Raw genomic sequence first — 15,341 nt, 5'->3', positions numbered from 1 at the left:
CGATACTTAATCAAACTGCTTGTTTATAAAATCAATTTCATCATCAACCAGTGCAGGTTTTTGTTCATCTTCAAGTGGGCATGTTGTCACAATATCAACGTGTTCTAAATTGGCGCGTATTACATTAAATTCAGACTGCTTAGACAAGCAATTTAGTACATCTCGGCTAAATTCGAGCATGTATTGTTGAGACACCTTTAATCTGTTTTTTTGTGAAAGCAGTAATAACGTTGCATCACGTTTTAGCTTAGACAGTTGCTGGTCTTTTTTATCTTCATGATGTGACGCAATCACTAATAAAGAAGATATATACATTTGCTGTAACACATCATCATTTAGCTGTCTCATGGTAATTACCTCGCGGTTTTTTTACAAACCAGTATTGATCCCTTCACCGTCCGGTGCGACATAGAGCCACTCATCGTCTGCATTGTTATTGGTTGGCAAGTTAATCGTAAATGGTGGAGTGAAACGATCAAGTACATTGAAATTATCGTTGTAAGGGTCGACTACAGACTCTGCACTTAATAAGTTTATGTTAGCAACACAGTTGATTGTGCCTTGTTGTATGCCTAACCTAGTCAGTAGGTTATTGACTAATCGGTTATCAATTAAATCTAGGCCTAAGATATCGAATGTTTTCGTTATTACTGTGTATGTAATAGAGCTCACTAAATCATCATTATCTTCAAGTTGGGTACCAATTGGGCAACAAATATCCCCAACCGTAACATCTACATTTGGCGTTACCCCTGTTTGAGATAACAGACCAAACACTGTATCAACTAAAGGCTCAATCTCTGGAAGAAAACGGTCTAAAATATCCCCTTGAGACTCAGTGCCAGTAGGACAGCTTTCACATAAAGGATTATCTAGCGGTGGTTCAACATTAATGACAGACAAGCCAACTTCAACCCCGACTAAACAACTGACATCGGCTTCGGCATTATTGACCTCAAACGATTCACATGGAGTACCAGTCACAACCCGTTGCGACATATAACGCGATTGAATATCGCTAATATCAACTGGGCATTGTAACGGCGTTGAACGATATAAATGGCCAATAATACCGTCATCCGATCGGCCAATAGCATAATTGGGCCCACCTTGAAGCGCATGCAAATAACTCACGGCACCGGAAGCATCAATGTTATCAACGCCTCTATTGTCTGAGGTTTCATCGCTAATGCCTTTAATACAAGGGTTACCGGTACAGTTGGGTGAATCGTAATAAACTGGTTCACGTGAGGTAAAACGGTCATCCCTTACCCCTAAAATTGCCCGGTAGTTTTTGTGTGCAGGATCGGGCGCTAATGGTGCAACGCCGCCATCAATAAACGGTACAATTGGGGTTTCGTGCTCATTTAAACTGAGCATTTTACCTAACTTAACCCCATTACTGTCAGCAACGGTGATGTCTCTGTTTTGCTGTGCCACTTGAGATTTAACCAGCGCGTTTCTTACCGCCGATATACCCACAAAACTGCCAATAATTAAAATGGTTGTGATTAATATAAGTTCAATGGTCAGTACAAAACCAGCCTGCTTCCTTAACCTGGTTGATATGTTATTTATCATGGTGGCGGCCTCTTATAATGAATCGGCTAAAACGCTCAGCAAATCCATAAACTGAATTGCGGCGGGGAAAAAAACCAACACCAGAAACATCGGAAAACACACCAATAACATCGGCAATAATACCTCTAGTGACTTTCGATTAATTTTACTGTTCACCAATTGCTGGCGTTGCTGTTGTATTGCACTGAGTTGTGATTGCAGACAATTGATTAATGGTGAGCCAATTTGCAAACCAATGTTAATAATAGCCGCCAATTTATTCAGATTTTGCACCCCGGTTCGTTTGGCTAAATCCGCAAAAGCGCGTTGTCTATCACGACCAGACTCTAATTCTAAAGACAGCAGTAATAACTCATCTGCTAATGGGTGTTCTTTGGTTAAGCCATATTTTGCCGACAGTCTAAATGCCTGGCTTAAAGGCGTTCCTGATTGTAAATACACCACTAATAAACTGATAAAAAATTCTAATGATGCATCGATGCGCTGTTTTCTCATTTGGCGTTTTAACAGTAACCAGCCATCTAACATGAAAAAGGCAATAACACTGATCAGAATGTGAAGCCATACCGGTATTGTCGGCATAAATTCAAGTGCCATGATAACGGCTGTAATCGCTAAACTGAGTTTAATAGACCAATACAGCAACCGATTACGAAATACCGATAAACCCGCTTGTCTAATCAGGTTTGCAGGATATATGTTGTCTAATGGCAGTAAATCACCAAAAGAAGTAATGTCTTTGTCGTCGACGCGGGTGTTATGGAATAAGTAAAATAACCAACAAGTTATAACCAATAACACGCCTAGAATAAGATCGGTAAAAAGTGATGAATTCATAAGTTGGCCTTTAATACTTTACGTAACCAAAAGAAGCCAATAATTTGTAATAACAACGCAGTGCTTAAGAAGTTAGCGCCATTAGGGTGCTCTAGTAATGGTGCAAACCAATGCTGCTCCTGCGACACAAACAATGGAATAAGTGCATAAGGCATAAGCCCACAAAAGAATGCCGCATAACGTGTGCCTGACATTTGGCTATTAATAAAGTGATACTGCTGAATACGTTGGCGCATAAGCTTAGTCACGGCTTGTAACATGGCATTAAAGTCGCTGCCGGTTTGATGCCTTGCTACCAATGCTTGAGCAAATAATCGGGTGCCTTCGGTGTTGTAGCGATTGACTAATCGATTAACCGATTGGCTGGCGTCATAACCCGATGACAACCGCGTGACAATTTCTGTCAGCTCTGCTTTTAATGGCCCTTTGGCTAAACTGGCGGCGGTTGAAATAGCTTGTAATGGTGACAACCCCGCTTGTAGCGATGAATGCATAGTATCCATTGCATCTACCAGCTCAGTTTCTACCCGTTTGATGCGCCATGTGACTAAGTCATCTAATACAAAATAACTACTGATTAATATGGCTAATGCCATGATCACCGCGATGCTTTGATGTTGAGGAAACGCAGTGTGAATTGCCATATAGGCACATATTGATAGGGTTAAAATACCAATCAACACACTAATGGGCGCTAAGTTAATGTCTAATAAACGTAATTTTTGGCGTATTCCGCTAGTTAGCTTGGTTTGTGGTTCGAGCTCTTGCGGCTTAGGTTGGGCATCGGCAAACCACCAAACCCTGGCACACACAAGCATCACAGCAAATAAAATTACCAGTACAATCACTTCATACCAGGGCATAATCTACCTCCGAAAATAGCAAGTTAAGCTCGGTAACATCAAAACCTTTGGCTGCAATTTGTTCGCTTAACTGGCATTGCGTTGCACTGCAAACATGTTGGCCTACGATATGGTTATGGTCTGTTTGCGGTTGTTGTTGAAACTCAAATAGTGGTTTTACCTCCGTTATAGCTGCGGTTTGTATCACTTCACATACACTCACCACTCGGCGACTACCGTCTCTAAAACGTCTAACTTGAACAATGACTTGTATTGATGAGCTGATCATATGATCAATGGTGTCACGGCATATTGCCGCTTCTTCCATTTGGGCCAATGAGCGCAGACGATTAATCACATCTTGTGGATTATTGGCGTGCACAGTGGTTAAGCTTCCATCGTGGCCACAGTTCATGGCTTGGAGCATATCAAATACTTCACCGCCTCTGACTTCGCCAACAATAATGCGGTCAGCGCGCATTCTTAATGCCGTTTTCACTAAGTCTCGTAATGACACTTCGCCATTACCCTCGCCGTTTGTTCCACGACTTTCCAGTGGAATAACATGCGGATGATGTAGTTGCAGCTCGCCCGTTTCTTCAATGGTGATAACACGCTCGCTGTTAGGGATAAAGCCGGAAATCACATTAAGTAAGCTGGTTTTACCTGAGCCCGCACTGCCAGCAATAACAATGTTTATGCCTGCGATAACGGCTTTTTCTAAAAAGGTTAGAATGTCTTGGCTGATAAACCCACTAGACACTAATGTCTCTGCACTAATGGTTTCATGATGAAAACGGCGAATTGATACTACTGCTCCAATAGTACATAACGGTGGAATAACCGCATGTAAACGACTGCCGTCGGCCAATCTTGCATCTACCATAGGATTATTAGCATCTAACTGGCGACCTTGTGCACTCACGATTCGTTCAAGAAATCGTCTTAGGTGCGAGTCGTTATCGAACGCTTGAGTGGTTTTGCGCAGTGCTCCGTGACGCTCAACCCAAATCGAAAAAGGACCATTAATTAAAATGTCGGTAACGGCTGGGTCTAACATTAATTCAGAAATCGGCCCAAGCCCTTGTAGTTCTTCAATAACTTGCTGGATAAGGAGTGCCTTATCTGCAGTATTTAATGGCTGTTGTTGTTGCCCTGGCAATAAATCGATTAGTTGCTCAAGCTGCTGCTTAAGCTGAGTGGGTTGCTTTAAATGCAATGAGTCGTCGTTGTCCATATCATCAATTAAGCTGTTATGGAGCAGTTGCTTAAGTCGACGCATTTCATCATTGGGGATTGATGAGATGTTCAATGTTGTTGGGGAAAAAATATTATGCTCGGAATTAAACATATCTCACCTCACTGCATTGTGACTTCCATTTGTGCGGATTACTCACGTTCAATACTGACCGTTTTGCGGCTATTACCACTGTGAATAATGATGTCTCTGTGCGTTTGGGCCATGCCCAATAACGGCTGAGTGCCGTTGGCAATATCGTAGGCGCTGTGTAATACAATAGACACAATATCGCTGGCACTAATGCTGGCAAGTGGATAAACATCTCCTGGTCTAACGGCCATGACTAGCGCTAATGCGCCGTTGGATGAGCTGGCACTTTGGGCATTTAAACTGTCGATTGCCCCTTTGCTGTTATTGGTCTTTTTGGGCGGCTTGAGTACGCCGATTAATTGCACGTTGCGAGCAACGGTTCTGACACGTTTACGTCCGCGGACTAAAATATCGAATCGGTCGCCTTGATTGAGCTTGGCAAACGGCAGGCCTGTAGGTAATTGTGAAAGTGTGAATAACACCCGGCCCTCTGGTACTGCATACGATAACGATTTAACCGTGGGTAAAATGAGTTCGTTAGCAAACACCACATCACCTTTGCGTTTGGCAACATTAAGTACTTTGCCAAGTAACTGCTGTGGATTTTGTACACTTTGTTCAGAATCATCTTTATCTGTTTTTCTCCTTGTTAATACTGATGAAGTAATAGTGTCACCGGCTTTTAAATCTTGGCTTAACACTACCGCAGTGGTTGTAGATAAACGATCTACTTGACGAATACCCAGTGCAGATGCCAATACGCCGGAGGTGACGAATAGTGCAATGGCTATTGTCGTACTACCTGTGAATTTGCGTTTCATGATGCACCTCTGCGTTATGTTGTTAATCTAAAGATTAGGCGCCGATTGCCTCTGTGTGAGACAACCGACGTAGACTTAGATTAAATTAGTTATCTAAACTACCGTCAGCCTGAGAGGCCGAAGCAGCACCTGCACTAGGTGAATTTGAAATCAACACAGCAGATTCTGCGAAGTCGGTTGCAACAAACTGGAAGGTTGCACCATCACCTGCATTTACATCGACTGCATCGATAAAGCCTGAGCCACTGATTTCGGCCGTATTTTCAGCATTAATGATGCCGTCAAATGCGTAGCTTTGGTCTAATGAGCCAATCGCTTCTGCAACATCCTCTAACTCAGCCGTTACCGAATCTCGCATTGTAGTAAGTCCTACTACTAAGCCTGCTGCCATGACAGTTGATAATAAAATCAACTCAGATGTCATAACAAAACCGCCTTGCTTCTTATTGTTTTTAATCATTGATTTAATAGATTTCATAATGTTTACCTCATTTATTAACTATCATGTTCACAGCCATCAACTGTTGTACTGTGAAAGTGGGTAGAGAATTAACTTGCTCTGTTACATTAAGAGGAATCTAGATACTGCTATAAACTGCCTCTGTATAAGTAATTGCGAACAACATGCCAATATAGGATATTCATAAAATAAAATTTAAAATCGTTATTTGTCATGTACTTATGTTTTTAAAATTGATTTTGCATACAATGAGATTATCAACAGTATCGAATTGAAAATGGATATGAATTGCAGAGTGAATGGCAAAATGCGAAAAGTTGCAAATCTACTGTTAATCCAATTTTTGCGCAGTCCATTAATTCAATAGCGTGACTCATGAACACTGGTTCTGTGAGTGTTATCAGTACGGTTGTCAGTACGTTTGTATCCATGCTTAACGCCTGAATCATCAATCGGATCTACATTTACCTGTCATTAGTAATTATATTGTTAGATAACTGAGGCCCTTATTGGCGGCTATTGTCGACGGCTTTAGCTGCTCCATTGGTTCGCGGTTAGTGTTGCTGCACTTCTAAATGTTTGGCTCAAGGTGATAAGTGATTAAGGCCACTGTCATCCGTTATTACCCTGTTGCTTTTGGTGCCAGGGATATCGGCTTGGGCATATTCTCTGAATGTGATTTTTTGTAGCCTACTGCAACAGCTAAGGTGCTAATTCATTTCAACGCGGTAATCACTTAACTGATACTGAGTTGCTGAGTATATGAATGTTGAGCTGTTGAGCTGTTGAGCTGTTGAGCTGTTGAGCTGTTGAGCTGTTGAGCTGTTGAGCTGTTGAGCTGTTGAGTAAAATTTTTATAAATACTCTTACACAGAGCAAATTAATACGATATTTACTGGCTTATCGTTACCAACGGCGACGTCTTGGCTTAAGCGAATCGTTAGTCAGCTCTGTATTACAGATTAGAGCATTGGCCTAAAGCAAAAAGTCCCCATTTGGGGACTTTTACAGACTGAGTTATGACATTACAGACTACTTAACTGGACTCGACACTCGGGATGATCACTTAAATACAGCAGTCTCGACAAACTTTGTCGGTGTGCCGGCTGGTAACTCAGGGTATCGGCGTAAAAATGACACGCTTGCGACCAATTTGATTGTGCTTCGTGAATTAGTCCTAAGTGGTAACTGGTTCGCCATACTGGAGCGCCTAATCGGTCGGCGGTAGCAATCACGGCTTCGGCTTTTTCGTAACGACCTTCTAAATAATAACTTGCTGCTAATGTTGCATGCAGTTCTGGGTGATCCGGTTGTAACTGCACTTGTCGTTGTAATACGGTTCTTGCCAGGTTGATATTACCCTCTTGCATGGCCAGTTTACTGCGCAAAATGGCTACTTCAGATACTGGTTGTTGTTGCGATAACAACCTATCTAGCACCATTTGGCTATCAACATCACGACCAATTTGATGGTAAACAATCGCGGCTGTAAAACCAATTTGTTGGTGTTGTGGATAGGTCATTGATAATGCACCTAGGTCGTTCGACAAGCGTTCACAGTCACTAATAGCAGACTGATAACCTTGGCAATTAACACCATCGGTTTGATTTACATTGTATTGTTTTAACATCGCCGTTAACTGATCATCTGGTTGATATTCACGCTTAGTTTGGCTGGTACTACACGCACTGCTGACTAAGGCAACCACAATCACGGTACTGAGGCGGAAATGAGTTAAAGTCTTCATAATTAATGTCCTCTTTATAGTGACGAGTCAGCTAATGGAAATTGCATGCTTTGTAGCATTTCAGCTGATGTTTGGAATTGCCATAAGGCAACATCATGACGTGGCTCTCTTACCAGTGTTGGCGTCACAATAATAATTAACTCGCGGGCGGTATCGGCGTCAGACGATGACTCGGTTAACTTACCCAGCAACGGAACATCGTTAATACCCGGTACAAAGTCACGTGAATCGCTTATGTCACGGCTGACTAATCCACCGATGATTAATGGCTGTCCATCACGTAAGCGCGTACTGGTGGTCAGGTTTCTGACATTGAATGCACTAGTGGTTAATGATGACCCTGTGCTCGACGATATTTGTTGGGTTAACAAAGTGTCTGGTGTTGAAATACTAGGACTTAAATCTAAAGTGATTAAGTCGTTTTCGTCCACCATTGCTCGTACTTCAAGCTGGATACCAAACGATTTAAACTCGGTGCCACTAAATACCCCTTGGCTATTACCCCCATTGGCACTACTAATTCCATTGGGTGAAAATGACGTTGGCACTGGCACTTCACCACCGGCTCGGAATACGGCTTTTTCTCCTGCTAAGACGGTTAACGTCGGACGAGATAATGTGCGTGAGATACCGTCTTTTTCTAACAATGAAAACAGTAAATCAAACGCAATCTCACTGCCGCCCACTTGGAAGTTGTTCACCAGTGCGCCACCTAATACCTGCAATGCATTTTCGACTTGGCCTGAACCCAGTGCTTGATTGGTTGCGCCATCTAAACCGAAATTACCGTCGGTTTTGTTGTAGCCTTGAGTGATCAATGAAAAGTCAGGACGCCATTGGGTTAAACTACGACGATTCACTTCGTACATTTGAATCGCTACACGTACCTGGGGTAAATCACGGACTTCAATGGTCGACAACAATCTACCATTCGCCATAGACAACAACTTGGCTCTGGCAATATTTGACTTCACATTGTTACTGCTAGATTTTGCATTACCGCCTCTATTTGATGACGAATTACTGCTTACCTGTTGGCTTGAGCTGATTAACCCACCCGACTCATTGGCGATAACGGTAATGTCATTACTGCCTGCTTCTATTTTTCCAGTGATTGAATTAATACGATCTCCAGTGAAAAGGCGCGATGCTAAATTTAATACTCTAACGAGGTCAACTTGGGTTTCAACCTGACCGCCTAGTAACAAGGTGTCGGCTTGATCATCAGGCATGTCGCCTTTTTGAATACGACTCACCGTGACTGATTCACCACCTAATTGAATAATGGCCTTTTTGACTTTTTCAATCATGCTCATTGGTAATACATCAACTTGAATTAAGTTGATAATAGTGGCGTGGCCTACACTCCCCCGATTAGACTGACGCAGTTGTTGCGACGGCAGACGAATATTAGGACTTAAGTCGGCCAAAAAATCGGTAGGTGATTTCATGACTAAACTATTGTTATCGTTGATACGGTTTTTACCTGCATCTAAGTAATGACGAGCGGCAGTTTCAGCGGCTAATTTATATTTTACCGTTGGCACTCGGCCCCTAAGTACCAGAGCTGCGCGATCAGGTGCTAATGTTAGGCGAATTTTAGGGTGAATATCACTGAGCGCTTGCCTTAACACACTCAAGTCTTCTGTGACACTGAATAGAAACGTTTCAGAGGTGTCGTCGGTATACCAAACAATAAGGCTGGTACGGCCCACTTTTTTTGCCAGTGCCAGTACTTCATTTTTATCGAGTACTTCAACTTGCATAATGGCATCTTGGCCAATGGCTACGCGTGAAATGCTTTTTTTAAACACCAAACGTGAATGAGTCCACTGGACCATTTCTCGGATCATACTGGACTGGCGGCCATCTGCTGTTTCAATAAAATCTAGCCCTTTAGTGCCAGAAAATACTGACATGCTCACTAGCAACAAACAGATTGACGTTACACAGAGAGATTGTTTCATGGTTCACCCCTTAACATTTAACGCGTCATTTAAGACAGTACAATGATTAATGCAGGAAGCTGGCCACAAAATTAAAAATATATTAGTTATTTTAAAACAGTAGGTTAGATAGTTATTTATCGTTATTAAATGTTCTGACTTACATTACTCTCAAATCGATTCGCATTTTGCGACGCACTTAGGGGGATGAGCCTAGCAATTTGAATAGCTTTTCAAATGGCAAAAAAAAGTTACCGATTAAGGTAACTTTTAAAGGTTTAGAAAAGACTATTAACTCTCAGCCCAGCTTTTCATTTTTCGATAAATAGTTGATGCGCTAATGCCTAAATAAGCTGCTGCTAGTGGAATATTACCGTCACATTGGTCAATGGCTGCTTCAATGGTATTTTTCTCTACTATCCAAAGCTGAACAATATTATGTGGTGAAGGTTGTTGGGTATTAACGCTATTGGTCGAGGTTCTGGCCGTGATATTAGTGGTTGTTTGATTCGGCTGAATACCATGGTTATTTGTAGGATGGCTGTTGGTATGGCTGACGATTGAATGACCAAAATTATCTGGTAACATGCCCTGCTGTACAGTCTGACCATCATAGATCACCACGATATTTTCGATGACATTTTGCAATTCACGAATATTACCAGGCCAATCGTATTGCATAAAGGTATGCTTAACGTCAGCACTAAAGTCAGTAAATTGTTTATTATTCTCAGCCGTTTTAGACTGCAAAATATGATTTGCTAGCAATAAAATATCATCGCCACGCTCACGTAATGGCGGCAACATAACCGGGATAACATTGAGTCGATAGTACAGATCTTCACGAAAACGCCCTTCACCGACTTCTTCTGCCGGATTACGGTTCGTTGCACAAACGATGCGGACATCACTTTGTTGCAGATCGTTACTGCCCACTTTGCAAAATGTACCCGTTTGTAAAAAACGCAATAATTTTGCTTGCAAATTTAATTGCATTTCACAAATTTCATCTAAAAATAGCGTACCACCATTGGCGACTTCGACAGCACCTTTACGATCCGTTAATGCGCCACTGAATGCACCTTTAACATGACCAAAAAACTCTGACTCAAATAGCTCTGCAGGAATAGCCGCACAGTTAATGGCAATAAATGGACCTTGCTCGCGAGCACTGGCCTGATGCAAACCAAGAGCACACACTTCTTTACCTGTACCGCTTTCACCGGTTACAAACACACTGGCTTTACTGCGTGCAGCACTTTCTAATAAGCGAAATACGGTGTGCATTGATAACGATTCACCAATAAAGTTCATTCGCTCGAGCGAGGTTGCTTCTAGCTCTACAGTAATGGTTTTTATGTCTTGATGTTGTTGCTTAACAGCATTACCTACTGATGTGGTTAGGCGTTCTGAAGTAAACGGTTTTTCAATAAAGTCATAGCCACCTAGGCGCATTGCATCAACGGCAACATCGATAGAACTGTTTGAAGTGATGATAATCACTTTGGCTGAGGTGTCTTGATTATTGACGTATTTCAATACTTCTAAGCCACTAATGTCGGGTAAACAAACATCTTGCACTAATACAGCAGGCATTTTTTCTTTAATCGCTACGAGTGCAGAATAACCATCGACAAAATGTTGCGTATCAAAACCGGCCTTTTTCAATTGGCTGCAATATAACGCTCCACTAGAGAGGCTGTCTTCAACTACATATACGAGCGGTTTATTGTGTTCATTCATTACCGACCTTCCCTACTCGACTAACGAGTGAATATGCACGTTAAATACCCTGAGTGTTTCAACTAAAATAGCTATTAACTGCTGAGTTTGTGGGATAAACGCTTGGCCAATTTCTATTTGATATACCAGACAAGCACTTTTGGATAAACGTTCTGCTCCATATAATGCAGCAGTGTTCTTCAGGATGTGCGTCACGTTATTAATCTCTTGGTATTGTTGTTGCTCTACTGCCGTTTGCAGATTTAAATGCAATTGAATTAATTCTTGTTCAAATAAATTAAGCAAATGTTGATAAGTTTCAAAACCTAAATCGGACAATAAATTGTCTAAGGTACTTCGCTGCATGATTGGGCATGCTGTTATTGCTGTGGGTTCTAACATTGTTCACCTCATGGTGGTTTATATAACCACTGCGTTATAAGCATAATGAGCAAAAAGCATTAAAGTCGCGTTTTGGCTTGTCTTATAGGGTAAACGCAAGAGTTACGCCAAGATAAAGGAAACAATTTTACCGTTATTATTCAGTGAATTAATTAACCTCATATTATAAACAAAGGCTACTTAATTTACAGTCGCATATTGATTCGCATTTTGCAAATCAATATGCAGCTTCAGTATCTACAAAAATAGTTTGATCATAAACGATAAACAAAATATGTTAACTCCATAGGCTAAGGTTCTTTTCTAATGTTTGTGGTTTACCCAATAAGTAACCTTGGACGACATCGCACCCAAGCTGACTTAATATTTGCAGCTGGCTTTCTGTCTCGACGCCTTCTGCGACAATATGTAATCCAAGTCGTTGCGCCATGGCGATAACGGCGCTGCATAAAGTGAAATCCTCATTATTGTCTGCAATGCCACTGACAAAGCTGCGATCTATTTTTAGGCCGTCAATATTGAATTTTCGCAATAAACTTAATGAGGCGAACCCAGTCCCAAAATCGTCCAGCCACACTTGTACATCTTCTTGTTTAAAGGCATTAAACACTTTACAAATGGTTTGGGGATCGTGAATGAGTGCGGTTTCGGTTAATTCTAATTTAACGGCAGACGGCGGGATTTGGAGTTCGATAATAAGAGACATGAGTTGTTCATATACATTAGTATGCAGCAACTGAACTGGGGATACATTCAACGATAAACAAATGTTTTGCATGCCCTGGTTACGCATGCGCTTTAAATCTAGCAATGCTTGTTGAAATATCCAACTCCCTAGCTCTAAGATTTGTCCACTTTGCTCAGCACAAGGGATAAAGTCACTGGGCGAAATAACCCCAAACGTTGGCGAGTCACATCGAACCAATGATTCAAAGCCGACAATCCGACCTGTTTGCACTGAAATAAGCGGTTGATACACCATGCTGAAACAATGTTGTTTTAATGCCTCCTCTATAACGTCGGTAAGGTCATTCCAATTTGAGTTACTTGCATCTTCATTGATCACAGTTTGTTTTTGGGGATACATATCTGACTCCAAAACGATTAATACTTATGTGGTAATTAATAGAAAGCAAGAGTCGAGCCAAAAAAACGATTATTAATCAATCGATAAATCACTGATATATATAGCAATAACTGCAATGAAATTAGTTAAGTTATTTTAGATAGCAACTTGCCATTCTGTTTGCAAAATGCAACTCAAATTACAAAGCAAACAGATGACTACTGTAGGAATTTAGACAGGGTTTGTAAGAAGTGAACTTTGTTAATCGGTTTTGAAACATAATCGTCCATACCGGCATCCATAAAGCGTTTTTTATCCCCTTCCATAGCATTGGCGGTAAAAGCAATGATGGGCGTTTTTTTGCATAAAGAGTCTGCACGAATGAGTGTAGACGCGGTAATGCCATCCATTCTTGGCATATATATATCCATTAAAATAACGTCGTACTTTAGTTTTTTGGCCGCTTCAACGGCCTCTATTCCATCATTAACAATATCAATATTACATTGCAGTTTATCGCACATCGCTTGCATCACTAGTTGATTAGTCTTGTCATCATCGGCGAGCAATATTTTGACATTTCTATCGCCAAGATTGAGATTGCTAATTAATGTTGCTGAGTTATATTCAACCGGTTTAGCTAGGGTAAACGGTATACCAATAATGATTTCGGTACCGCTTTGTTCTTGGCTGTTTATGGTTAATGTCCCTTGCATTAACTTAACTAAATTATTACTGATTGCTAAGCCAAGCCCAGTACCTGAGCTGTGTTTTATTGCACTATTATCGACTTGAGTGAAGGGTTCTAAGATGTGATTCAGCATCGTTTCAGGAATACCAATACCGGAGTCGGTAATGGTAATGGTCACGCTCACTTGAGTATCAGAGACCACATCGTATGTTGCGGTTAAGTTTATACTTCCCACTTTGGTGAATTTGATCGAATTTGATAATAAATTAAGCACTAATTGGCGTATGCGGCCTGGGTCACCGAGCAAACTTAACTCTTGTTCAGGTAATGATAAACTAAGCGATAAACCACTCGCCTCAGCATTTGTATTCATTAAGCTGCAGGCAGATTGCAGTGTGGTCGTTAAATTAAAGGGTTCAGAGACTAAGGTTAACTTACCGGCTTCCATTTTGCTGACATCTAAAATGTCGTTCAATATTTGCAGTAGGCTATTAGATGAATCTTGCATTGTGGTTAAATAAAATTGTTGCTGCGAATTAAGCTCTTCATCGTCAACCAACACATCCAAAAGGCCAATAATACCATTTAATGGGGTTCTGACTTCGTGACTGACATTGGCTAAAAATTTTGATTTAACTACGTTAGCCGTTTCTGCTTTTTGGCGCGCTTCGATGAGTTGTAGTTCTTTGCGTTTCAACTCAGTTATATCGGTATGGAACCCAACAATACCGCCATCTCGCATTGGTCGTTCAACCATTTTAATCCAACGGCCGTCATTGAACTCAATAATCCGCTCAGGTTGCTGCTTACGTAGGTCATCTACATCTAGAAAATCAGGTTGTTTAACTAAACTGCGTACTGTGGAGTTTTTTCGTAATTCTTGATAACTAATGCCTTCCTGAACAATATCAGCCAGTTCAGGATAAAGCGAAATAAAATTTTGATTATACACAGCCACTTTTTGCTGATTATCAAAAATGATAAATCCATCAGCTAATGCTTCAATCGCATCACGAAAACGTCTTTCATTCCTAACTTGATTAACTGATAAAATATGTAACATTTTACGTAAGTTAGCCGGTAATCGAAGCAAGAAATACATCAGCAGGGCCAGGCAGCCACCAACAAAAATGTATAGCGTATAATGCCACCAAGAGTCGTTAGTTGACTCATCCGGAGTTAAATGTTCAATAATATCAGCTTGCGAAATTACATGTTGATTGTCTGTTTGTACGGCAAGGAACAGGCTCGATGCCAGTACAATCAAACTGATTGAAAAAGCCACGGCTCTGCGGGTCCATAGCGGCGATGGTTTCGTGAGTAAGCTGATTAACCTTTGGGTAAATGAGCTTTGCTTGTCGGTTGCTATTTCTGCACTGCGTTGACGGATCAGGCTTTCAATTACTTTACCAAAATCTTGCAGATGCTGTTTGTCGCTATAATTAAATTGTCTTGGCTTAGTGTCGATAATGCACAAGGTGCCAATACGATGACCACCAGCAGTTTGCAAAGGAAATCCTGCATAAAAACGAATTTTAGGGCCATCTAAAACTAAGGGGTTATCAGCAAAGCGTTGGTCTTCTAAGGTATCTTCAACAACAAATACATCACTGAAATGAATAGCATGGCCACAAAAGGACTCTGCTCTACCTGTTTCGCAAGCTTCTAAGCCTTGTTTAGATTTGAACCATTGTCTATTTTTATCAACCAAACTGACCAAACAAATTGATACATTGAAGTAGGCTTGGACAAAACGAGTCATGTGATCAAACTGCTCTTCTGGAAACGTATCCAGCAAATTCAACTCAAGTAATGCCTTAAGCCTGTTTGCTTCATCAATTGTCGGCTGTGGTTGATCCATATTAGGTCCCTAGAATTATCAAACATCAATAACA

13 protein-coding genes are annotated in these 15,341 nt (G+C 41.1%); all 13 read right to left on the bottom strand.

Annotated elements, in window-relative coordinates:
- Positions 1 to 6: 6 nt before the first annotated feature.
- Positions 7 to 348, bottom strand: coding sequence for a hypothetical protein (locus AAEY97_RS05940; RefSeq protein WP_182743478.1), 342 nt, complete (start codon positions 346 to 348; stop codon positions 7 to 9).
- Positions 349 to 369: 21 nt separating this feature from the next.
- Positions 370 to 1,581: a hypothetical protein gene (locus AAEY97_RS05935; protein WP_350997258.1), complete on the bottom strand. Its 1,212-nt coding sequence runs from the start codon at positions 1,579 to 1,581 to the stop codon at positions 370 to 372.
- A 12-nt stretch (positions 1,582 to 1,593) separates the two neighbouring features.
- Complete coding sequence (locus tag AAEY97_RS05930) at positions 1,594 to 2,418, bottom strand: type II secretion system F family protein (protein WP_350997255.1); 825 nt, start codon at positions 2,416 to 2,418, stop codon at positions 1,594 to 1,596.
- Positions 2,415 to 3,281, bottom strand: a complete 867-nt coding sequence (locus AAEY97_RS05925) for a type II secretion system F family protein (protein WP_350997252.1) — start codon at positions 3,279 to 3,281, stop codon at positions 2,415 to 2,417. Before AAEY97_RS05925 ends, AAEY97_RS05930 begins: the two co-directional genes overlap by 4 nt.
- The gene (locus AAEY97_RS05920; protein ID WP_350997249.1) at positions 3,268 to 4,611 is read right to left on the bottom strand and encodes a TadA family conjugal transfer-associated ATPase; all 1,344 of its coding nucleotides are present in this window, start codon (positions 4,609 to 4,611) and stop codon (positions 3,268 to 3,270) included. Before AAEY97_RS05920 ends, AAEY97_RS05925 begins: the two co-directional genes overlap by 14 nt.
- Positions 4,612 to 4,649: 38 nt before the next feature.
- Entirely contained in the window at positions 4,650 to 5,411 is a 762-nt protein-coding gene (locus AAEY97_RS05915; RefSeq protein WP_350997247.1) for a CpaB family protein, read from the bottom strand.
- A gap of 85 nt (positions 5,412 to 5,496) precedes the next feature.
- Entirely contained in the window at positions 5,497 to 5,889 is a 393-nt protein-coding gene (locus AAEY97_RS05910) for a hypothetical protein (RefSeq protein WP_101087119.1), read from the bottom strand.
- A 1,007-nt stretch (positions 5,890 to 6,896) separates the two neighbouring features.
- On the bottom strand, positions 6,897 to 7,619 hold the full coding sequence (locus AAEY97_RS05905) for a tetratricopeptide repeat protein (protein WP_102037622.1): 723 nt from the start codon (positions 7,617 to 7,619) through the stop codon (positions 6,897 to 6,899).
- 14 nt (positions 7,620 to 7,633) lie between these two features.
- Positions 7,634 to 9,586, bottom strand: coding sequence for a secretin GspD/PilQ domain-containing protein (locus AAEY97_RS05900; protein ID WP_350997244.1), 1,953 nt, complete (start codon positions 9,584 to 9,586; stop codon positions 7,634 to 7,636).
- Between the two features lie 270 nt (positions 9,587 to 9,856).
- The gene (locus AAEY97_RS05895; protein WP_350997242.1) at positions 9,857 to 11,308 is read right to left on the bottom strand and encodes a sigma-54-dependent transcriptional regulator; all 1,452 of its coding nucleotides are present in this window, start codon (positions 11,306 to 11,308) and stop codon (positions 9,857 to 9,859) included.
- A 12-nt stretch (positions 11,309 to 11,320) separates the two neighbouring features.
- Positions 11,321 to 11,689 carry an Hpt domain-containing protein gene (locus AAEY97_RS05890; protein ID WP_350997239.1) on the bottom strand — a complete coding sequence of 123 codons (369 nt, stop codon included), beginning with the start codon at positions 11,687 to 11,689 and terminating at the stop codon, positions 11,321 to 11,323.
- Between the two features lie 277 nt (positions 11,690 to 11,966).
- On the bottom strand, positions 11,967 to 12,776 hold the full coding sequence (locus AAEY97_RS05885) for a putative bifunctional diguanylate cyclase/phosphodiesterase (protein ID WP_220487207.1): 810 nt from the start codon (positions 12,774 to 12,776) through the stop codon (positions 11,967 to 11,969).
- 197 nt (positions 12,777 to 12,973) lie between these two features.
- A complete protein-coding gene (locus AAEY97_RS05880) occupies positions 12,974 to 15,307 on the bottom strand; it encodes an ATP-binding protein (protein ID WP_350997235.1) in 2,334 nt (777 codons plus the stop codon).
- Positions 15,308 to 15,341: the final 34 nt, after the last annotated feature.

This window comes from Shewanella sp. TB7-MNA-CIBAN-0143 (assembly GCF_040310065.1).
GTDB lineage: Bacteria > Pseudomonadota > Gammaproteobacteria > Enterobacterales > Shewanellaceae > Shewanella.
The sequence above is the reverse complement of the archived record's forward strand: the minus strand, read 5'-3'. Positions and strand labels throughout refer to the sequence as shown.